At 50.8% G+C, this 19,658-nt stretch carries 19 protein-coding genes and 2 pseudogenes; 14 read left to right on the top strand and 7 right to left on the bottom strand.

What is annotated here, in order from left to right; all coding sequences use genetic code 11:
* Positions 1 to 3: 3 nt before the first annotated feature.
* From mdtD to trhP, 7 genes and pseudogenes are all read left to right on the top strand, one after another.
* Positions 4 to 1,413, top strand: coding sequence for a multidrug transporter subunit MdtD (gene mdtD, locus DQM29_RS09480; RefSeq protein WP_111740463.1), 1,410 nt, complete (start codon positions 4 to 6; stop codon positions 1,411 to 1,413).
* A 21-nt stretch (positions 1,414 to 1,434) separates the two neighbouring features.
* Positions 1,435 to 2,829, top strand: coding sequence for an envelope stress sensor histidine kinase BaeS (gene baeS / locus DQM29_RS09485; RefSeq protein ID WP_111740464.1), 1,395 nt, complete (start codon positions 1,435 to 1,437; stop codon positions 2,827 to 2,829).
* A pseudogene (locus tag DQM29_RS18820) lies at positions 2,826 to 3,207 on the top strand (response regulator); the annotation flags it as partial. The gene baeS and the pseudogene DQM29_RS18820, both read left to right, overlap by 4 nt.
* A 95-nt stretch (positions 3,208 to 3,302) precedes the next feature.
* Positions 3,303 to 3,533: pseudogene (locus DQM29_RS18825) on the top strand (winged helix-turn-helix domain-containing protein); the annotation flags it as partial.
* Positions 3,534 to 3,578: 45 nt separating this feature from the next.
* Positions 3,579 to 4,451: a hypothetical protein gene (locus tag DQM29_RS09495; protein WP_111740466.1), complete on the top strand. Its 873-nt coding sequence runs from the start codon at positions 3,579 to 3,581 to the stop codon at positions 4,449 to 4,451.
* Positions 4,448 to 5,296 (top strand): hypothetical protein, encoded by an 849-nt coding sequence (locus DQM29_RS09500; protein WP_111740467.1) that lies wholly within the window; start codon positions 4,448 to 4,450, stop codon positions 5,294 to 5,296. The genes DQM29_RS09495 and DQM29_RS09500 overlap by 4 nt, the downstream gene beginning before the upstream one ends.
* A gap of 186 nt (positions 5,297 to 5,482) precedes the next feature.
* On the top strand, positions 5,483 to 6,847 hold the full coding sequence (trhP, locus tag DQM29_RS09505; RefSeq protein WP_111740468.1) for a prephenate-dependent tRNA uridine(34) hydroxylase TrhP: 1,365 nt from the start codon (positions 5,483 to 5,485) through the stop codon (positions 6,845 to 6,847).
* A gap of 343 nt (positions 6,848 to 7,190) precedes the next feature.
* Here the strand turns inward: trhP and fadR are convergent, their stop codons facing one another.
* The gene (fadR, locus tag DQM29_RS09510; protein WP_111740469.1) at positions 7,191 to 7,907 is read right to left on the bottom strand and encodes a fatty acid metabolism transcriptional regulator FadR; all 717 of its coding nucleotides are present in this window, start codon (positions 7,905 to 7,907) and stop codon (positions 7,191 to 7,193) included.
* Between the two features lie 282 nt (positions 7,908 to 8,189).
* Here fadR and dsbB point away from each other — a divergent pair, with 282 nt between their 5' ends.
* From dsbB to DQM29_RS09530, 4 genes are all read left to right on the top strand, one after another.
* Positions 8,190 to 8,717, top strand: coding sequence for a disulfide bond formation protein DsbB (gene dsbB, locus DQM29_RS09515; RefSeq protein WP_111740470.1), 528 nt, complete (start codon positions 8,190 to 8,192; stop codon positions 8,715 to 8,717).
* Between the two features lie 335 nt (positions 8,718 to 9,052).
* Entirely contained in the window at positions 9,053 to 10,264 is a 1,212-nt protein-coding gene (gene yedE, locus DQM29_RS09520) for a selenium metabolism membrane protein YedE/FdhT (protein WP_111740471.1), read from the top strand.
* Positions 10,264 to 10,503 carry a sulfurtransferase-like selenium metabolism protein YedF gene (gene yedF / locus DQM29_RS09525; RefSeq protein WP_111740472.1) on the top strand — a complete coding sequence of 80 codons (240 nt, stop codon included), beginning with the start codon at positions 10,264 to 10,266 and terminating at the stop codon, positions 10,501 to 10,503. Before yedE ends, yedF begins: the two co-directional genes overlap by 1 nt.
* A 267-nt stretch (positions 10,504 to 10,770) precedes the next feature.
* Positions 10,771 to 11,646, top strand: coding sequence for an SdiA-regulated domain-containing protein (locus tag DQM29_RS09530; RefSeq protein ID WP_111740473.1), 876 nt, complete (start codon positions 10,771 to 10,773; stop codon positions 11,644 to 11,646).
* A gap of 63 nt (positions 11,647 to 11,709) precedes the next feature.
* Here the strand turns inward: DQM29_RS09530 and DQM29_RS09535 are convergent, their stop codons facing one another.
* From DQM29_RS09535 to DQM29_RS09550, 4 genes are all read right to left on the bottom strand, one after another.
* Positions 11,710 to 12,159, bottom strand: coding sequence for a YcgN family cysteine cluster protein (locus tag DQM29_RS09535; RefSeq protein ID WP_111740474.1), 450 nt, complete (start codon positions 12,157 to 12,159; stop codon positions 11,710 to 11,712).
* A gap of 91 nt (positions 12,160 to 12,250) precedes the next feature.
* Positions 12,251 to 12,907 (bottom strand): fumarylacetoacetate hydrolase family protein, encoded by a 657-nt coding sequence (locus DQM29_RS09540; protein WP_111740475.1) that lies wholly within the window; start codon positions 12,905 to 12,907, stop codon positions 12,251 to 12,253.
* Positions 12,908 to 13,187: 280 nt separating this feature from the next.
* On the bottom strand, positions 13,188 to 14,198 hold the full coding sequence (locus DQM29_RS09545) for a lytic murein transglycosylase (RefSeq protein WP_111740476.1): 1,011 nt from the start codon (positions 14,196 to 14,198) through the stop codon (positions 13,188 to 13,190).
* A gap of 70 nt (positions 14,199 to 14,268) precedes the next feature.
* Positions 14,269 to 14,526: a YcgL domain-containing protein gene (locus DQM29_RS09550; protein WP_111740477.1), complete on the bottom strand. Its 258-nt coding sequence runs from the start codon at positions 14,524 to 14,526 to the stop codon at positions 14,269 to 14,271.
* Between the two features lie 270 nt (positions 14,527 to 14,796).
* Between DQM29_RS09550 and minC the strand changes: the two genes are divergently transcribed.
* From minC to minE, 3 genes are read left to right on the top strand one after another with little or no spacing between them, the layout of a single operon-like run.
* Positions 14,797 to 15,483, top strand: a complete 687-nt coding sequence (minC, locus tag DQM29_RS09555; RefSeq protein WP_111740478.1) for a septum site-determining protein MinC — start codon at positions 14,797 to 14,799, stop codon at positions 15,481 to 15,483.
* A 23-nt stretch (positions 15,484 to 15,506) separates the two neighbouring features.
* Entirely contained in the window at positions 15,507 to 16,322 is an 816-nt protein-coding gene (gene minD, locus DQM29_RS09560) for a septum site-determining protein MinD (protein WP_111740479.1), read from the top strand.
* 3 nt (positions 16,323 to 16,325) lie between these two features.
* Positions 16,326 to 16,595: a cell division topological specificity factor MinE gene (gene minE, locus DQM29_RS09565; protein WP_111740480.1), complete on the top strand. Its 270-nt coding sequence runs from the start codon at positions 16,326 to 16,328 to the stop codon at positions 16,593 to 16,595.
* A gap of 97 nt (positions 16,596 to 16,692) precedes the next feature.
* Here the strand turns inward: minE and rnd are convergent, their stop codons facing one another.
* Positions 16,693 to 17,835, bottom strand: coding sequence for a ribonuclease D (rnd, locus tag DQM29_RS09570; protein WP_111740481.1), 1,143 nt, complete (start codon positions 17,833 to 17,835; stop codon positions 16,693 to 16,695).
* Positions 17,836 to 17,915: 80 nt separating this feature from the next.
* Complete coding sequence (gene fadD, locus DQM29_RS09575; protein ID WP_111740482.1) at positions 17,916 to 19,604, bottom strand: long-chain-fatty-acid--CoA ligase FadD; 1,689 nt, start codon at positions 19,602 to 19,604, stop codon at positions 17,916 to 17,918.
* Between the last annotated feature and the right edge of the window lie 54 nt (positions 19,605 to 19,658).

The following is a 19,658-nucleotide window of genomic DNA, read 5'->3' on the forward strand; positions in this document are numbered from 1 at the left end:
GCTATGACCAATAACGCTACGCACATTCGCTGGCAGCTGTGGATTGTCGCACTGGGCTTTTTTATGCAGTCGTTGGATACAACGATCTTGAATACTGCTCTGCCCACCATGGCCCATAGCCTTAATGAAAGCCCTCTGCGCATGCAGTCAGTGATCGTTTCTTACGTGCTGACAGTTGCCATTGGCCTACCTGCCAGCGGCTGGCTGGCCGATCGCATTGGCGTTAAGCGCGTCTTTCTCGCCGCCATTCTGCTATTTACCTTTGGCTCACTGCTGTGTGCACAGGCAGAAACCCTGTCTGAACTGGTTCGCGCCCGCATCGTCCAGGGAATTGGCGGCGCCATGATGGTGCCCGTAGGCCGCCTAACTGTGATGAAAATAGTCCCCCGAGAGCAGTACATGGCAGCCATGACTTTTGTCACACTGCCGGGGCAAATCGGCCCTCTAGTCGGCCCGGCTCTGGGCGGTTTTCTGGTTGAATACGCCAGCTGGCACTGGATCTTTCTCATTAACCTTCCCGTTGGTCTGATTGGCGCGCTGGCGACCTTTATCCTGATGCCGAACTACAAGATGCCGCCGCGCCGCTTTGACATTATTGGCTTTCTTTTGCTGGCAGTGGCTATGGCAACGCTTACTCTATCGCTGGACGGCCACAGCGGCCTAGGGCTTACCAGTGCGACGATCGCCCTGCTCTGTGCCTGCGGGCTCTCGGCTCTTGGAATTTACTGGCTGTACGCCCGCCGAGCCGAATCGCCCATTTTTAACCTGTCGATGTTCCGCATTCCTACTTTCTCTATCGGCCTGTCGGGCAGCCTGATTGCACGAATCGGCAGCGGAATGCTGCCCTTTATGACACCGCTATTTCTTCAGGTCGGTCTGGGATTCTCGCCCCTTCACGCCGGGCTAATGATGATCCCGCTGATTATCGGCAGCATGAGCGTCAAACGGCTGGTGGTTCGCATCGTTAACCGCTTCGGCTACCGTCAGGTACTTTGCCTGGCAACGCTGGCGCTGCCGATGCTCACTCTGCTTATCGCTACCTGTGGTATTCAGGGCTGGTTTTGGGCACTGCCGTTTATTCTTTACCTGCTTGGCGTTGCCAATGCGGTGCGCTTTTCCACCATGAATACTCTAACGCTGAAGGATCTTCCCGATGAGTTCGCCAGCGGCGGCAACAGCATGCTGTCGATGGTCATGCAGCTTTCCATGAGCCTTGGCGTCAGCATTGCCGGCATTCTGTTAGGGGTGTTTTCCGGCCACCAGTCAACTGTCGGCACACCGGAAATGCAGCAGGCGTTTTTATACACCTATTTTGGTGTGGCGCTGATCATGACCCTGCCAACCCTTATTTTTATGCGCGTGCCCCTTGATAATGCACCCAACGCCCAGCTAGCGCCCAAAAAGCGGCGCTAGTCGCCAAGGAGACCTTGAAGAATGAGAATCGGCATTACCGGCAAACTGTTCCTCGCGATCCTGGCGACCTGTATGCTCGTCCTTGTGACCATGAACTGGGGTGGCCGTCTGAGCTTTGAACGCGGGTTTACTGACTATATTCGCCAAGCCAATGAGCAGCGCTTTAACCTGCTGGCTACGTCACTGGCAGAACGCTACCGTTCCGAAGGCAGCTGGAACTTTTTACGCCACAACGAAAAGCAGCTCTATCGCCTACTGCTCTCCTTTGAACAGAAAGACAACGGTGAAGAAAAGTTGCCTCCTCAGGGCTGGCGCGTTCCCTTTTGGGTGTTTAATGCTGACAATCAACGAATTGCCGGATCGTCTCACCCCGTGCCGCGCGAAGCTACCCGCACCGCCATTACGTTGGATGGTAAAGTCATCGGTTGGATCGTCGCCGTTCCCAGTGAAAAACTGACGCGCCAGGCCGACATTAACTTTGCCCGCCAGCAAAGCCGTACCAGTTGGATTTTGGTGGCGCTTTCTATTCTTCTTGCGGCAGTGGCAACAATGCTGGTGTCTCGCGGTTTGCTTTCTCGCGTAAAAACGCTGGTGGGCGCGACCCACAAGCTGGCTGCCGGGGATTTCAGCGCCAGAGTGACGGTCACCCATAGGGACGAGCTGGGCACGCTGGCGAACGACTTTAACCAGCTGGCTCGCACGCTGGAGAAAAACGAGTCCATGCGCCGCGCCTTTATTGCTGACGTTTCTCACGAATTAAGAACGCCTCTGGCGGTACTGCAAGGCGAGCTGGAGGCGATGGAAGACGGCGTTCGACAGCTCACGCCTACCGCCCTTCAGTCTCTTAAGGCGGAAGTGCTTGCCTTAACCAAACTGGTTAACGATCTCCACCAGCTTTCACTCTCCGATCTCGGCGCGCTCAGCTACAAAAAGTCGTCAATAAACGCTCTTAGCGTATTGGAGCAGTCTATTGCCGTCTATCGAAGCCGCTTTGAACAAAAGGGACTGCATCTGACAGCAGAACTGCCCTCAGCCGCGCTGGTTTTCGGCGATCCCGACCGTCTTTCTCAACTGTTTAATAACCTGCTGGAAAACAGCCTTCGCTATACAGACGCCGACTCTGATGGGCTGCTTAAGGTGTCTGCCGTGGTGGATAAAGAAAATCTAACAGTGCGCTGGCAGGACTCGGCTCCCGGCGTCACGGATGAACAGATGGCGCGAATATTCGAACGTTTCTACCGCACAGAACTCTCGCGCAATCGCGCCAGAGGCGGCTCAGGCCTTGGCCTGTCTATCTGCTGGAATATTGTCAACGAGCACGGTGGACACATGAGCGCCCGTCATTCCCCTTTAGGCGGACTGGAAATTACGGTAACCTTACCCCTTATTTCTTCAGGCACAGCAGCGGTAGGATGACAGAACACAGTGAATTAATCGCAGGCGAGCTCTCGCCCATCCTGATCGTTGAGGATGAGCCCAAGCTGGGTCAACTGCTGGCAGACTATCTACAGGCTGCTGGCTACCAAACTGCGCTGCTCACTCAGGGAAATGACGTAGTTGAATACGTTCGCCGCACTCAGCCATCGCTTATCCTTCTCGATCTGATGCTGCCCGGCACCGACGGCATGGCTATTTGCCGCGAGGTTCGCCTGTTCTCTGATATTCCTATCATTATGATGACCGCAAAAACCGAAGAGCAGGACAGACTATCGGGTCTGGAAATTGGCGCTGACGACTATGTGTGTAAGCCCTATAGCCCCAGAGAAGTTGTCGCCCGTGTCAAAGCCCTGCTTAAGCGCAGCTACACCACGCCTCGAACGCCCCCCGCTTGGGAAGACGCGCTGCGACTTGATGAGTCCCAGCTCTGCGTTCACTATCGAGAAAAGCAGTTAGACCTCACCGCCGCTGAGTTTCGCCTGCTCAAAGTGCTGATGGCAAATGCCGGACGCGTTTTGACCCGTGAATCCCTACTCGACAACCTGTATGATGACTACCGCATTGTGACCGATCGCACTGTCGACAGTCATATTAAAAACCTGCGCCGTAAACTGGAAACGCTGGATGCCGAGCGAGTTTTTATTCGCTCCGTTTATGGATTGGGATACCGTTTTGAAGGGTAGCCTCTTACTTAGCATATGGAAAACGACAATGGAGTCTGCCGCTTAATGAAACTTCAGCTTAAGGGTGTGGCCGCCGCGATGGCGCTTTTCGCCGCGCTCTATGGGCATAATGCCGCCGCCGCTCCGGACGAATGCCGCGTTAGCGCTGCCGTCAACGCCAATAATCACCTTATTCTTTTAAGTTACCCCTACACGACGCCCGTTCGTCGGGTAGAAACCTTCACTGAGCGCGACAACACCGGCTCGGTGTTTTATTCAATCTTCAACTACGATCGCTGCGGGCAAGTTCTCGACATGCACTACCAGCTAGTGAAAAACGAGCGGCGTTTTGTTCTCGACTCGGAGTACGGCCTGACCCGTATGGATGACGGCTGGTTGAATAATTACAGTGTCACAATGTATAACACGACTGCCGCCAAGCAGCAGACGCTAACCTTCGCTCGCGAGGGCACAACCCGCTACCGAACTGACGCCAGCGGGCTTATCACAGGCTCAATAGAAAACTTTATTGCCGGAAGCAAAGAAAAAATAGACCGTGGAGAAACCCGCGGAAGCTACCTTCTGGACGGGAACCAGCGCATCACTAACGTCACCCTTCTTGGTACAGACACCGGAGAGAATCACTTTTTCTATCACGACAACGGCATGCCGCTCTCTTTCATCAGCCCCAGCACCCACATAATCTATCTGTATGACCAGCAGGGACGCCAGCACAGCTCATTGGAAATCGGCATGTCGTCTTTCTATCTTGGCAGTAAAAAGACGGACTGTATCGAGTGGAACAGCCACAACGACTGCACTCGAGCGACATCGGATGAGATAGAGCTGTTCCCTGGCTTCGCCATCTCCCGCAAAAGCGCCTTTCGCTCGACCTTTAGCTACTGGGACAAAGCACCGCAGGAGAACGCAAAACGATGATCGGGTATACATATAAAACCATTGCCCTCGGCGCTCTGCTCTTTTCTGGCATTGCCGCTGCGACTGAGTCCGAGTGCGATGACGCTGTCGTAAAATATAGCCAGTTAAACGCCAATATTTTAGGGACATCGCTTCCTTATGGACGGCCAAAGTCAGTCGAAACAAAAACAGTTGTCAGCGACTCAGGGATTTTTCTTTCTGCTCATATGACGTTTGATACCTGCGGCCAGCTTGAAAAACTGACAGAACGCTATCAGGAAGTTAACGAGCGTATAAAACTAGACACCCGCGGCGCCTCTCAGCTCTCACGAACGTCATCGGGCTGGGAGCAGCAGTATGACTTAACCATCACGAAAACCGACTCTGATACGCCCGTGGTTGTACAGGATGCAAAAGGAACCACTCGGTTTACGCTTAACCGTGAGGGTTGGATCGGCCGTTCAGAAAACACCTTAGCCACATTGGAAGATCCCAAAGGAACCGTTTCAACCACCCAATACCACCTGAATAAACTTGGCAAACTGGCTTTCACCAATACCAACGCCGGCCCAGAGAAAGGCGCAAAGCGCTATACCTATAACGCCAACGACAAGCTCGCGTTTCTGATTACGCCAACACAGCAGGATAGCTATATTTATGACGCAAATAACCGTCTCATCAGGTTTATTCGGTTCACTGTCTATCCTTGGAACATCAGTACGACAAAATTTATCTGTAAAACCTGGGACAGCCGCGATAACTGCACGCTCGTTGAATCAACAGAAACCAATCTGGGAAAATACGGCCAGCCATCAGAGAAATTTAGCGTACTGAGCCTGACGTATCGATATTGGGATGAGGGTTAACTCTTCGCGATCGTAAAGACTGCCATAGAAAAAACATGGCAAAAATAGCCGATTGGCTGCCGACAGCGCATCATCGCGTTGCCATCCCACATATGACAGTCTACAATCCCCGCCTTGGGAAAACGTTCCCAACGCCGCGCTAGCTGCGCGGCGCTGACCTGCGATCAGACAATACAGAGATAAATTATGTCAAAACCGGAACTCCTTTCTCCGGCCGGTACGCTGAAAAACATGCGCTACGCCTTTGCCTATGGTGCAGACGCAGTGTATGCCGGCCAGCCGCGCTACAGCCTTCGGGTGCGCAATAACGAATTTAACCACCAGAATCTACAGCTGGGCATCAATGAAGCCCACGCGCTGGGTAAAAAGTTTTACGTTGTGGTCAACATTGCCCCTCATAACGCCAAGCTGAAAACCTTTATTCGCGATCTTCAGCCTGTGGTTGATATGGGGCCTGACGCCCTGATTATGTCTGACCCCGGCCTTATTATGCTGGTGCGCGAAGCCTTTCCTCAGATGGATATTCACCTGTCTGTACAGGCCAATGCCGTCAACTGGGCGACGGTCAAGTTTTGGAAACAGATGGGGCTGACTCGCGTTATTCTTTCCCGCGAGCTCTCTTTAGATGAAATTGCTGAGATCCGCCAGCAGGTTCCTGAAATTGAGTTGGAAGTATTCGTTCACGGCGCACTGTGCATGGCCTATTCCGGTCGCTGCCTGCTTTCTGGCTACATCAACAAGCGCGATCCCAATCAGGGCACCTGCACTAACGCCTGCCGCTGGGAATATAAAGTTCAGGAAGGCAAAGAGGACGACACTGGCAATATTGTTCACATCCACGAGCCTATTGCAGTCAAAAACCTCGAGCCGACGCTGGGAGCAGGCGAGCCAACGGACAAGGTCTTTATGCTGGAAGAGTCCATGCGCCCCGGCGAATACATGAGCGCCTTTGAAGACGAACACGGCACCTACATTATGAACTCCAAAGACCTGCGCGCTATCCAGCACGTTCCGCGTCTGAGCGAGCTGGGGGTTCACTCTCTGAAAATAGAGGGCCGCACCAAGTCGTTTTATTACTGCGCCCGCACAGCGCAGGTATACCGCCGAGCAATAGACGATGCCGCTGCCGGCAAGCCGTTTGACGAATCTCTGCTGACAACGCTGGAATCTCTGGCTCACCGCGGCTATACCGAAGGCTTCCTGCGCCGTCACGTTCATGATGAATATCAGAACTATGACTACGGCTACTCTGTTTCCGATCGCCAGCAGTTTGTTGGTGAATTTACCGGAGAGTATCGCGACGGCATGGCTGCCGTTGATGTGAAAAACCGCTTCTCGGTAGGTGACAGCGTTGAAATGATGACGCCGCAGGGCAACGTTCACTTTGTGATCAAAGAGATGCGCAATCGCAAAGGGGAAGCCACTGACGTAGCGCCGGGCAATGGGCACGTGGTGTATCTGCCGGTTCCTGAAGACGTCAGTCTAGAATATGCCCTTCTCATGCGTAACCTTGGCGATGGAAACAGCACGCGTAATCCGCACAATGCATAATTTTCCTTTTTCGCCAGTTTAGTAGGTAATAAAACGTCATGATGTGTAAATTTTTAGAAACCGATCACATCTCTTAGGGAATAAATAGACTAACATCGCAGTCCTAAAGATTAATAACTAGTTGTGTTCCTATTATCTGTTTAATAGAAACCACCTCCTTACCAGTCCAATCTCCCTTGGGCTGGTTTCTTTTTTTATGCGTCCCCTAAATATCCCTCAACACTCTAAGCAGACATCCGGCTCATCTTTTTAAGAAACCAACGCTTGATATAAAATCCCTGTTTATTGGGCATAAAAAAGGCGGCTGTCTTGCACACGCCGCCCTGACTTCCCAACGAGAGAGTTACTTACTCTGCGCCATCTCTTCATGCATAGTACTTTGCATCTTCTGCCAGATAACACCACTGGCCTTGCCATAGTGACGCACACATTCCATAACCTGATCGTGTAGCCTTTCACGGCTAATGTGGGATAGGCGATGGTAGAAGTTCATCGCCAGCTGGCGAGCTTCCGGGTTTGAAAAATAGTAGCGCCCCACTCTCATATACAGCCCTTTAATACCATTCAAAATCAGGCCATAGATAGGGTTGCCAGAGGCGAACGCCAGCCCGCGGAAAATGCTGTAGTCTAGTTCTGTAAAGTTCTCTGGCCGATCTTCTATCAAATCAGCCTGAGCCAGAACTTCCTGTGCCTTTTCGGGGTTTTGGCGCACAGCGGCGCGAATAAATATGGCAGCAATATTGGTTCTTACCGCCAGCAGGTTGTCCATCAGCTGAGGCACGCTGCCGTGGTCTAAACGCGCCAGCGTTTCCAGCAGGCTTAAGCTCGACGTTTCCCAAAAGTTGTTTACTCGGGTCGGTTTGCCGTGCTGAATGGTCAGCCAGCCGTCTCTGGCCAAGCGTTGAAGCACCTCTCGCAGCGTCGTCCGAGTAACGCCAATCAGCTCAGAAAGCTCACGTTCCGCGGGAAGGATCGATCCAGGGGGAAAACGATTATTCCAGATGCTTTCAATCAGATACTCTTCCGCAAATCCAGCCGGACTCTGCGCCTTAATGACCATAGAAACGTTATTCCATTAGGAAACTCATTGATGAGTCGCATCATATCAGATGCGTATAGCCTGACATAGCAGCAATGCGCAGACTTTGAGATAAACTGTGGATTACGTTTAAAGAATGTGTCTTTTAAACGCTAACACACAAGAATAACGCGTCAGAAAGAATAGTTTCATTCAGTAGCGGTATTTCTTTATCAGAAATCGCATCGGGGAGATGGCTTTAACACAAAACTGGTTTAAACTAGCCCGATCAACAATAGCAGAATGCGTTAAAGTGGATGAATTATGTTATCTTTTCTTAATGGCTGTTCCAAGGGACGTGGTGCATGGCTGTTACTGGCGCTGAGCGTTATTATCTTTGAGGGCGTAGCCCTTTATTTTCAGCACGTCATGCTGCTTAATCCCTGCGTTCTCTGTATCTATGAGCGATGTGCGCTATTTGGCATCCTCGGCGCCGCGCTTATTGGCCTGATTGCACCATCATCAAGACCTTTACGCTATCTGGCCATCATTGTTTGGATTTATAGCTCTATCGAAGGCGTTCTGCTGACGTGGAAACACACTATGATCCAGCTTTACCCCTCACCGATGAACGTCTGTGACATTTTCGTCAATTTCCCGTCATGGCTGCCTCTGGATAAATGGGTTCCAGCCGTGTTTGTCGCCAACGGCGACTGTTCTGAAAAGCAGTGGTCTTTCCTGTCGATGGAAATGCCACAGTGGCTGCTAATTATTTTCGGCGTTTATCTCCTGATTGCCCTGCTGGTTGTGGTGGCGCAGTTCGTTAAGCCAAAGAGACGCTTCTTCTCTTAATTCTCCAACTATATTCTCTTCGACGGCGCCTTTTTGGCGCCGTTATGTTTTCCCCTTAACAATTCAAAATGAGACTGTTTCTATTTTCTCAGGGAGATGTTTATCTGCATTTTTATCCCCCTTGTCGAATAAACGGTCATAGGTAAGCTAATAGGTAAGACATCCGGCATGTTTTTACGTATTGATACATTTTAAGTGCTGTTTAAGCTAAGCCCTTGTCCTGATTTGCCGGGCAATTTCGTCTACACTTCGTGGAAAAATTTATCCGTCAGCCGTTTTGTTACGGCTATCGGCGTTTATTTTTTATGGCACTCGTTTAAGACAAGGGAAACACCATGTCCTGGCATGAATTTAAGCAACAGTACTTAATCAAATTTTGGGCTCCTCTACCGGCGGTGATTGCTGCGGGGATCCTCTCTACGTACTACTTTGGCATCACCGGCACATTTTGGGCCGTTACTGGGGAATTTACCCGCTGGGGCGGGCATCTCATGCAGATGTTTGGCGCCACCCCGGAAGAATGGGGATATTTTAAAGTCATCGGCCTACAGGGCACACCGTTGGATCGCATCGACGGCATGATGATTATCGGCATGTTTGGCGGCTGTATGGCCGCTGCGCTGTGGGCTAACAACGTCAAGCTAAGGATGCCCCAGCACCGCATTCGCATCGTACAGGCTGTTCTGGGCGGTATTATCGCGGGCTTTGGTGCTCGACTGGCAATGGGCTGCAATCTGGCGGCTTTCTTTACCGGTATTCCTCAGTTTTCACTTCACGCATGGTTTTTCGCGTTGGCTACCGCAGTGGGATCCTACTTTGGCGCCCGTTTTACCCTGCTTCCTATCTTTCGTATTCCAGTCAAGCTGAAGAAAGTCAGCGCCGCGTCACCGTTAACCCAAAAGCCCGAACAGGCTCGACGTCGCTTTAGACTTGGAATGATCGTCTTTTTAGCCGTTGTCGCCTGGGGAGCCTTTACGGTAATGGATGCACCCAAGCTGGGGCTGGCCATGCTGTTTGGCGTAGGCTTTGGCCTACTGATCGAGCGGGCGCAAATCTGTTTCACTTCAGCGTTTCGCGACCTGTGGATCACCGGACGAACCCATATGGCAAAGGCTATCATTTTGGGGATGGCTGTGAGCGCTATCGGCATTTTCAGCTACGTCCAAATGGGCGCTACGCCTAAAATCATGTGGGCTGGCCCCAATGCCGTACTCGGCGGCCTGCTGTTCGGCTTTGGCATTGTGCTGGCGGGCGGCTGTGAAACCGGATGGATGTATCGCGCCGTTGAAGGTCAGGTGCACTACTGGTGGGTAGGTTTAGGCAACGTCATCGGTTCAACTATTCTGGCCTACTATTGGGACGATCTGGCTCCGTCGCTGGCCGTCTCTTATGACAAGATCAACCTGCTGGATACCTTTGGCCCTTACGGCGGTTTACTTGTCACTTACTTACTGCTGCTGGCCGCATTCTTACTGGTGGTTATGTGGGAAAAGCGGTTTTTCCGCCCCAAGGCACAGCCCGTTATTCCCGTTAAGGAGAGCGTATAATGAACAAGCAAGAGATTATTCCCGACTACAGACTGGATATGGTGGGTGAACCCTGCCCCTATCCTGCTGTTGCCACACTGGAAGCCATGCCGTCATTAAAGCCGGGAGAGATCCTCGAAGTCGTCAGCGACTGCCCGCAGTCCATTAATAACATCCCGCTGGATGCCAAAAACCACGGCTACACTGTTCTGGATATTCAACAGGACGGGCCCACTATTCGGTATTTAATTCAGCGTTAATACCCCACCTTCCTCTATTTTAAAACAAATAGAGGAAGGATTATTTCCAAACATAAAAATCTTAACAAATCCTTATTTGAATAAAATTATTCATGAAGCAAAAATTTTAATAAAAAATAGTAATTTCAAAAGAAACAAATAGAAAGACAAAGATCACATTCAATTAATTACAAAGAAAAAAAGGCTGACGCCACTTATAAACCCTGTTATTATTTCAACACATTAACCTATGGATTATTTATCCCGATATAGTAAAATGGAATTTTAATGAAGAAATGTAATACAAAAACTAAGTCTCTTATTTTATTTGTCTTTATTATTTTAATCGGCTTTATATTTAAAGATAACATGATATATGCCTATAGAGCCGCCCTGAAAATGGGCGATCCGGCAAATAGTTTAATGCTTGAGAATTATCAAGCTGATATAGAAGCCAAGAAAATTTCCGGCATTGAAAAAAACATATCATCATTAACTTATTCAGCGAGTAGTGACACATTTTTCAGTACAACTAACTACCCTCCTACTATTGTAGAATTAAGCAAAAGCGGTGACTTAATCAGAACCATACCCTTAACGTTTATGAGAGATGCAGAGAGTATCGAACACATTGGGGGAAATACTTTCGTTCTGGCTGATGAAAAAGACTACACCATCTACCAGATCGAATTAAACGATACGTCAAACGTTACTGTGCTCAAAAAGTTAAAATTATCCTTGCAGGATTCGCCGACCAACAGCGGATTTGAAGGCCTCGCCTATTCACCAAACGAACAGGCACTTTATGTCTTCAAAGAAAAAAATCCAATTGCTATCTATAAAGTAAAAGGCTTTTTCAGCATAGGCAACCTGCACATTATTGATGATAAGTCGCTTCACAGTAGCTTAACGATAAAAGACATTTCTGCCGGTGACTTTTATGCGCCAAACAACACATTACTTATCGCCTCTCATGAGTCAAAGGTCATTAAAGAGGTCTCCCTATCGGGAACGATTATTGACAGAATGTATTTACGGAAAGGATGGCACGGTCTGAAAGAGGACATTAAGCAGGCGGAAGGTATCGCTACGGACGATAAAGGCGACCTGTACATCGTTGGAGAGCCGAATCTGTTCTATAAGTTCGTTAAGCAAGGCCGCTAACGTTCTCGTCCAATGAGCATTGACGCGGCCTGAAGCGCTTTAGGGGTAACCCTGATGTTTCTTTTAATCCAGCCACTCAGGCCGATTTAAAATATGATCCTGCCAGTCAATCACTTCGCTTTCAGGAACCGCCATATGGCGCACGGAAATGCGGGCGGCGTGCATTGCTGAATGTGAGCCTGCAAGCAGAGGGTGCCAAGACGCCAGAGGCTTTCCTTCATTCAGCATGCGGTAAGCACAGGTAGCCGGTAGCCATTCAAACGTCAGCAGGTTTTCACGCGTCAGCTTAATACACTCTTCTTCCAGATCGAAGCGGCGCTCATACTGGCGGCAGCGACAGGTTTTTATATTCAGCTGGTTACAGGCTACATTGGTGAAATAAACCTCATCGGTATCTTCATCCATTAGTTTATGTAAACAGCACTGACCGCACCCGTCACACAGGGATTCCCATTCTTCATCGTTCATTTCCGACAGCGTTTTAGCCTGCCAAAAAGGGAGCTGTTGATTCATATACCTGTTTCTCTGTCTGCAAAAACCTGAAAATAAAAAACAGCCGCCCGTAACTCACGCTACGGGCGGTATCTTAATGCATCTGAATGGATTATAGCACGCGGCTGTGAATTTCTTTACCGTTAAGCGCAACGGTGAAGCTATCGCCGTGATTCAGTGCCCCAACGCCAGAAGGCGTTCCCGTAAGCACGATATCACCGGGGCGCAGCGTAAAGAAGCGGCTCATATAGGAAATCAGCGGCAGAATAGGCAGGATCATGTCCCGCGTATTTCCGTTCTGGCGAACTTCATCGTTAACGATTAATGAAAGAGAAGCTTCTTGCGCATTGCCGAATTGGTTAACGGGGATAAAACCGGAAATAGGACAGGCGCCGTCAAAACCTTTAGCCTTTTCCCACGGTTCCCCTGCTTTTTTACATTCGGCCTGCAAGTCTCTAAGGGTCAGATCCAGCGCAATACCGTAACCGGCAATGGCGTTAACAACTCGACTTTCCTCGGCGTTTTTTAGCGGCAGACCAATCAGCACAGCCAACTCTACTTCGTGATGTACAGACCCCAGCCCGTCAGGAATGGCTACCGGTTGGCTGATATCGCACAGTGACGTTTCCGGCTTGATAAACAGCAGCGGCTGCTGTGGCGCAATTCCGCCCATCTCTTTAATGTGCTCAGAGTAGTTCTTGCCTACACAGACTACTTTACTTACCGGCAGTTCAAGCAGGTCGCCCTGCCAGTCGCGATGTTGATACATATTTCTGCTACCTCTTTAGCGCGTCCTCAGTCGGTGCGCCTGTTTTATCAGATGTTGTCGCTTATCAACCTGACTCTGCGTCGGCTGAACTGTTTTTATCGGTGAAGATACGGATAATAACACTATGTCGGTAACAAAAATCTAGGACAAGACTCGCAATTTTCCAAATCTATTCAACAAATAAAAGAAACAAACGCCTTCATCGACTTTTGGAGCGTTTCTAACACTATTTGACCGTTGAACTCAAAGCCGTAGACAAGCGCCTCCCTCTGCCAGACATTTATTTTTGCACAATGCTGTCTGCCAGCATGCCGACGTTAACGCCAAAGTAGGTTGAACGGTTCCAGTGCATCAGCGTGCGGAAGTTATTAAACACCATAAAGGTGCGCCCTTCTGCATCATCCGGCTGGATAATCCAGCCCTGCTGACCGTCAGGCAGCTTTACGGCAGTAACCGGTTTGATACCCAGCTTTTTCCACTGGCCGACGCTTTTTCCATGGGCGTCGGTTAATCCGACCCAGTCAGCCTGAACGCCGTTGGTCGCTGTAACTTCCACGCCCCAGCCTTCTTTCGCGTTCCAGCCCTCCGTCGCAAGGTAGTTAGCAATGGACGCGAATACGTCGTCCGTATTTTGCCAAATGTCGATCTTGCCGTCGCCGTCACCGTCTGCGCCGTACTTCAGAAACGAGGTCGGCATAAACTGGCTTTGTCCCATAGCGCCAGCCCACGAGCCCTTAAAACGATCCTGAGTAATATGCCCCTGCTGTAAAATTAGCAGTGCAGCCATTAGCTGTTCGGTAAAAAACGCTTCCCGTCGCCCCTCAAAGGCTAACGTACTGAGAGCCGATATAATGTCTTCTTTTCCCTGATAGCGCCCAAACCCGCTTTCCGATCCCCAAAGAGCCACAATGTAGTTAGCCGGTACGCCGCTGCGCTTGCTGGCGGCCGCCAGCTGTTTCCCATAGTCACGGTATGCAGTGCGAGCCTGTTTCACCTTTTTAGCTGACAGAGAACGACGCAGGTAGTCATCCAGAGTGAGCTTTTTTTCCGGCTGATTTTGATCTGCGGTAACCACGCGTTTGAGGTAATAGACATTGGTAAAAGCCTGCTCGGCCGTTTGCGGTGAAATACCCTGCGCCAGCGCCTTCGCTTTTAGTGTCTCTACATAGGCACTAAACCGCGCTTCCTCTTCAGCCTCTACAGATGAAGGCGGCTGCGCCCACGCGCAGCCTAACGCAGCGATGGTCAACAGCATTCCGGCGGCAGCCTGCCGCGCTCCCGATAGCTTCATGATCCCTTACCCTGAATGTTGTTTTTTAATCAAAGTGCCGTCCCAAGGGGCACTAGCCCCTCAGCAGCATTTACAGCTCGGTTTTTAACAGGCTTTCTACCGGCGGCGGCACCTGTAGATAAAACCCCTGCTCGGACAAAGCCTGTTTGACGCGTTCAATATTTGCCAAGGCCAGTTTCTCTTTTTTAGCGAGATCCAGCCGCATGGCCAACACAGGTTTACCGAAGGCCTGCAACAGCTCGTCCGGCACCCGTGAAAAGTCGTCCAGGGATTCAATGTAGAGATAGGTACTGTCTTTTTTACTGCTTCGATAAATGACGCACTGCATGCGTAATCTTCCAAATGATATTTAATTGATTATAGGGAGGCGCACGCGTTCAACTTTTTGAAAACACAGCCCAGGCCAATAAGCAAAATGCATTATTTAAACCTATCAACGCGCTACTCTTTCGATACGCGACGGGAATATGCTCAATTAATTCTTACAGCGGCTTGCCTAGATATGCCGCTAACTATAACATGCAGCCATGTATTCGTGTATTTTACAGACACGGCTCGCGAAACCACGTTTTCTTGAGCCTAAATTGAGTCAGAATAGATGTCACAATCGCCCGTTGAATTAAAAGGCAGCAGCTTCACGCTGTCTGTTATCCATTTACACCACTCTGAGCCCGACGTTATTCGCAACGCGCTGGCAGAAAAGGTAAAGCAGGCGCCCGCATTTCTCCAGAATGCGCCTGTGGTGCTAAACGTCGCAACGCTTGAACCCACTGCTGACTGGCTTGAGCTTCAGCGCGCAGTAAGCGATGCGGGGCTTCGCGTTGTGGGTATTAGCGGCTATAGGGACGATGAGCAAAAGCGTGCCATTCAACTGGCCGGCCTTCCCCTTCTGACTGAGGGGAAAAGCCCCAAGGCAGCGAAAGCCGCGCCTGCACCAGCTCCGGTTCAGCCTACGGCAAAAACGATGATTGTTGATAAGCCTATTCGCACCGGGCAGCAAATCTACGCCCGCGACAGCGACTTAATCGTTATCAGTCACGTCAGTGCCGGTGCTGAACTGATCGCTGACGGCAATATCCATATTTACGGCACGATGCGCGGCCGAGCTCTGGCGGGTGCCAGCGGCGATGCAAACTGCCAGATTTTCTGTACTCAGCTCGCAGCGGAACTGGTTTCTGTCGCGGGTCAGTACTGGCTCAGTGAACAGATCCCGAAAGAGTTCTATGAGCGCAGCAGCCGACTTTTTTTAAAATCCAATATACTCACCATTGAACCACTAAACTAAAGCCCTTTTACAAGGAACACGCTATGGCACGTATTATTGTTGTTACTTCCGGTAAGGGTGGCGTTGGTAAGACTACCTCCAGCGCGGCCATTGCTACCGGTTTAGCACAAAGAGGTAAGAAGACCGTCGTTATCGATTTCGATATCGGACTTCGTAATCTTGATTTGATCATGGGATGTGAACGCCGTGTCGTGTATGACTTTGTCAACGTAATTCAAGGGGACGCCACGCTGAATCAGGCGCTCATCAAGGACAAGCGTACTGAAAACCTGTACATCCTGCCCGCGTCTCAAACGCGCGATAAAGATGCATTGACCCGCGAAGGCGTAGAAAAAGTCTTGGCCGAGCTGGATGAAATGGGCTATGACTTTATCGTCTGTGACTCTCCTGCCGGCATCGAAAGCGGCGCGCTGATGGCGCTCTACTTCGCCGATGAAGCGGTTATTACCACGAACCCTGAAGTGTCTTCCGTACGCGACTCTGACCGTATTCTGGGCATTCTGGCCTCTAAGTCTCGCCGCGCAGAGAACGGTCAAGATCCGATTAAAGAGCATCTGCTGCTGACTCGCTATAACCCAGGTCGCGTTACCCGCGGTGATATGCTGAGTGTAGAAGACGTGGTAGAAATCCTGCGTATTCCTCTGCTGGGCGTCATTCCTGAAAGCCAGTCAGTTCTGCGGGCGTCAAACCAGGGTGAACCGGTTATTCTAGACGGTGAATCTGATGCGGGTCAGGCCTATTCTGACACTATCGACCGCCTGCTGGGTGAAGAAAAACCCTTCCGCTTTTTAACCGAAGAGAAGAAAGGTTTCTTAAAGCGTCTGTTTGGAGGGAACTAAAAGATGGCACTGTTAGATTTTTTCCTGTCGCGTAAAAAGCAGACCGCTAATATTGCTAAAGAGCGCCTGCAAATTATCGTTGCCGAACGTCGCCGCGGCGACAGCGAGCCGCACTATTTGCCGCAGCTTAAGCGCGATATTCTCGAAGTTATCTGTAAATACGTGCAGATCGACCCTGAAATGGTCAACGTGCAGCTGGAACAAAAAGGCGACGATATTTCGGTGCTGGAGCTGAACGTCACGCTGCCGGAAGCAGACGACAAGCGCAGCTAGTCTTCATTCTAAGCGCAGTCACAAAGATAAAGGGCGGTGAATTACCGCCCTTTTCTATTTTGAAGTCTGCTTTGAATGATGTTTAGAATTACCGGATTTACTCAGCCGTTGCCGCTGTGGTTTCCTTCGCCATAAACGACCTCAGTCTGTCGCCCATCAGCTCACCGCGCCACCCCGTTAGCAGCTCAGACTGGCTGGTACCTTTGCTCGGTTGCCAGTAAGACTTCAGCAGCTGATTAATCTGCCGCCGAGAGGCCAGCAGCTCAGCGTTAAGGCCGCACTCTGCGGACACTGACTGGATCAGCGTTTTGATGTCTTTAAAAATCCGCTTGTAGCTTGGGAAGTCGACGATGCGCACGATTTTTTCCGGCAGAGTTACGACATCTAATGCAGCACCTTCCGCTACCAGTTTCAACAGCGTACGCCCGTGAAAGCGGATCTCCGGGCCGCTTAGCCCCAGCGCTTCCAGCTCTCCCATTGACGACGGCTGGTATCGCGCCACCTGCCAAAGGCTCTCTTCTCTAACGACAAAGTTAACCGCCATATCTCGCTCGCGCGCATAGTTCAAGCGCCACGCCGCCAGTAGCTTCAACACGCCCAGCTGGCGTTCATTCAGCTGCCAGGCATTGTTAATTTCGAAATAGGCATCATCGGGGTTTAACGTTTCACGACGGCGGTTCCCCATCATAACGCACTCGTCTTTAGCGGCATCCAGCCAGCCGCGCTCTTGAGTTTCCTGCTGAATTTTCTCAGCGATAGGCAGCAGGTAATACACGTCAGCAGCAGCGTAAATACACTGTTTTTCAGTCAAAGGCCTAGCCAGCCAGTCCGTGCGGGATTCACTTTTGTCCAGCTCAACGCCGAGGTACTCCGCCACCAGCGTGGCAAATCCGGTAGACAAAGGCCGCTGATTAAAGGCGGCCAGAGCCTGAGTATCAATCATCGGTGTTGGGATTGTATTGAACTCGTGCAGAAACACCTCCAGATCTTCACTGCAGGCGTGGAGGTATTTTATCACCTGAGGATGGGTCAAAAGTGCAACAAACGGCGACCAGTCCTTGATATTCAGGGGATCAACTAAGGTGACATTGTCACCATCGTACATTTGTATCAGCCCAAGCTGGGGATAATAGGTTCGCGTGCGGACAAACTCGGTATCCAGCGCAATAAGGGATTTCTGTGCTGCCGCATCGCAGGCGGACTTTAACTGTTCATCGGTCGTTATCAGTTGGTAATTCAAATGGGTTCTCTTTCTACGGTGTCTTAACAGCAGCGCCGGATAAACCGGCGCGTTATAAATAGATGACTAAGCTGACTCATTTATGACTCAGCCTTGCCCGATGGCTTAACGACTTCATCCCGCAGCGCCTTGCGCAGGATTTTTCCCACGTTGGACTTCGGCAACGACTCGCGAAACTCGATAATTTTCGGCACTTTATAGCCAGTCAGCTCTTCACGGCAGTGCGCCAGCAGCTCTTCACGCGTCAGGGACGGATCTTTTGCCACAACGCATATTTTCACTGTCTCGCCGGACGACTCGTGAGGCACTCCGATAGCCGCCACTTCCAGCACTTTAGGATGATGGGCAACCACGTCCTCGATTTCATTCGGATAAACGTTAAACCCGGATACTAATATCATGTCTTTTTTACGATCGACGATCTTCATAAAGCCCTGATCGTCCATCATAACGATGTCGCCGGTTGCCAGCCAGCCGTCTTTCAGCACTTCTCGGGTTGCTTCCGGGCGCTGCCAGTAGCCTTGCATCACCTGTGGCCCCTTAACCCATAGCTCCCCGGCTTCCCCTTTAGGAACATCGTCACCGTTTTCATCCACCAAGCGTACGTCGGTAGAGGCTACAGGCAGGCCGATATTGCCGTCGTGCTCTTTTATGTCATAAGGGTTACCCGCTACCAGAGGTGAACACTCCGTCAGGCCATAGCCTTCCAGCAGGTGAGTTCCCGTCAGCTTGTGCCAGCGCTCAGCAACGCTGCGCTGTACAGACATGCCGCCGCCAACAGAGATGTGCATACGGCTAAAGTCCAGCTCGCGGAAATCCTCATCGTTAAGCAATGCATTGAACAGCGTATTAACCCCCGTTAGCGCCGTGAACGGATAGCGGGAGATTTCTTTTATCATGCCTTTGAGATCTCGCGGGTTAGTAATCAGCAGGCTGCATCCGCCAATCTCCATAAACAGCAGGCAGTTCACCGTTAGCGCGAAGATGTGATACAGCGGCAGCGCGGTGATCACCATCTCACCGCCGACAGTTAGCAGTGGGCCATAGTTAGCGCATGCCTGAGCCATGTTGGCCAGCAGGTTTTTATGGGTCAGCATCGCACCTTTAGCCACGCCGGTGGTGCCCCCTGTATACTGCAACAGCGCCAGATCGTCATGGGTCAACGGCGGCTTAACGTACTGCTGATAGCGACCCGCACGCAGCGCACGGCGAAAAGACACCGCGCCCGGCAGGCTGTATTTAGGCACCAGCCGCTTGATGTATTTCACGACAAAGTTGGTTATCGAACGCTTGCCCACGGCCAGCTGGTCACCCAAGCTGGTCAAAATAACGTGCTCGATCGCCGTGTTTTTCACCACTTTATCCAGTGTGTGGGCAAAGTTAGACACGATAACAATGGCTTTAGCACCGCAGTCATTCAGCTGATGTTCAAGCTCTCGCGGCGTATAGAGCGGGTTGACGTTAACCACCACCATCCCCGCTCGCAGTACCCCAAACAGCGCAACAGGATACTGCAGCACGTTAGGCATCATCAGCGCCACTCGGTCGCCCTTTTTCAGCCCCAGCGAGTTTTGCAAATAGGCCGCAAACGCTCGGCTCTTTTCCTCCAGGCGGCGGAACGTCATCACTTTGCCAAAGTTAATGTAGGCTGGCTGATCGGCAAAACGCCTGACCGAATTTTCAAACATGTCTGCCAGTGAGTTGTACTTGCTCAGGTCAATTTCCGCTGGAACGTCCTTGGGGTAGCGAGAAAGCCATATTTTATCCAATTCTTAACTCCTTCTTGGCTACGCCTCTTTACCTCTTTCCCGTTGTCGTTATCA

It is taken from the genome of Leminorella richardii (assembly GCF_900478135.1).
Taxonomy (GTDB): Bacteria; Pseudomonadota; Gammaproteobacteria; order Enterobacterales; family Enterobacteriaceae; genus Leminorella; species Leminorella richardii.

Excerpts from the sequence above, each read along its gene's own strand:
- mdtD (WP_111740463.1), top strand. The coding sequence starts at position 4 with ATGACCAATAACGCTACGCACATTCGCTGGCAGCTGTGGATTGTCGCA.
- baeS (WP_111740464.1), top strand. The coding sequence starts at position 1,435 with ATGAGAATCGGCATTACCGGCAAACTGTTCCTCGCGATCCTGGCGACC.
- DQM29_RS09495 (WP_111740466.1), top strand. The coding sequence starts at position 3,579 with ATGAAACTTCAGCTTAAGGGTGTGGCCGCCGCGATGGCGCTTTTCGCC.
- DQM29_RS09500 (WP_111740467.1), top strand. The coding sequence starts at position 4,448 with ATGATCGGGTATACATATAAAACCATTGCCCTCGGCGCTCTGCTCTTT.
- trhP (WP_111740468.1), top strand. The coding sequence starts at position 5,483 with ATGTCAAAACCGGAACTCCTTTCTCCGGCCGGTACGCTGAAAAACATG.
- fadR (WP_111740469.1), bottom strand. The coding sequence starts at position 7,907 with ATGGTCATTAAGGCGCAGAGTCCGGCTGGATTTGCGGAAGAGTATCTG.
- dsbB (WP_111740470.1), top strand. The coding sequence starts at position 8,190 with ATGTTATCTTTTCTTAATGGCTGTTCCAAGGGACGTGGTGCATGGCTG.
- yedE (WP_111740471.1), top strand. The coding sequence starts at position 9,053 with ATGTCCTGGCATGAATTTAAGCAACAGTACTTAATCAAATTTTGGGCT.
- yedF (WP_111740472.1), top strand. The coding sequence starts at position 10,264 with ATGAACAAGCAAGAGATTATTCCCGACTACAGACTGGATATGGTGGGT.
- DQM29_RS09530 (WP_111740473.1), top strand. The coding sequence starts at position 10,771 with ATGAAGAAATGTAATACAAAAACTAAGTCTCTTATTTTATTTGTCTTT.
- DQM29_RS09535 (WP_111740474.1), bottom strand. The coding sequence starts at position 12,159 with ATGAATCAACAGCTCCCTTTTTGGCAGGCTAAAACGCTGTCGGAAATG.
- DQM29_RS09540 (WP_111740475.1), bottom strand. The coding sequence starts at position 12,907 with ATGTATCAACATCGCGACTGGCAGGGCGACCTGCTTGAACTGCCGGTA.
- DQM29_RS09545 (WP_111740476.1), bottom strand. The coding sequence starts at position 14,198 with ATGAAGCTATCGGGAGCGCGGCAGGCTGCCGCCGGAATGCTGTTGACC.
- DQM29_RS09550 (WP_111740477.1), bottom strand. The coding sequence starts at position 14,526 with ATGCAGTGCGTCATTTATCGAAGCAGTAAAAAAGACAGTACCTATCTC.
- minC (WP_111740478.1), top strand. The coding sequence starts at position 14,797 with ATGTCACAATCGCCCGTTGAATTAAAAGGCAGCAGCTTCACGCTGTCT.
- minD (WP_111740479.1), top strand. The coding sequence starts at position 15,507 with ATGGCACGTATTATTGTTGTTACTTCCGGTAAGGGTGGCGTTGGTAAG.
- minE (WP_111740480.1), top strand. The coding sequence starts at position 16,326 with ATGGCACTGTTAGATTTTTTCCTGTCGCGTAAAAAGCAGACCGCTAAT.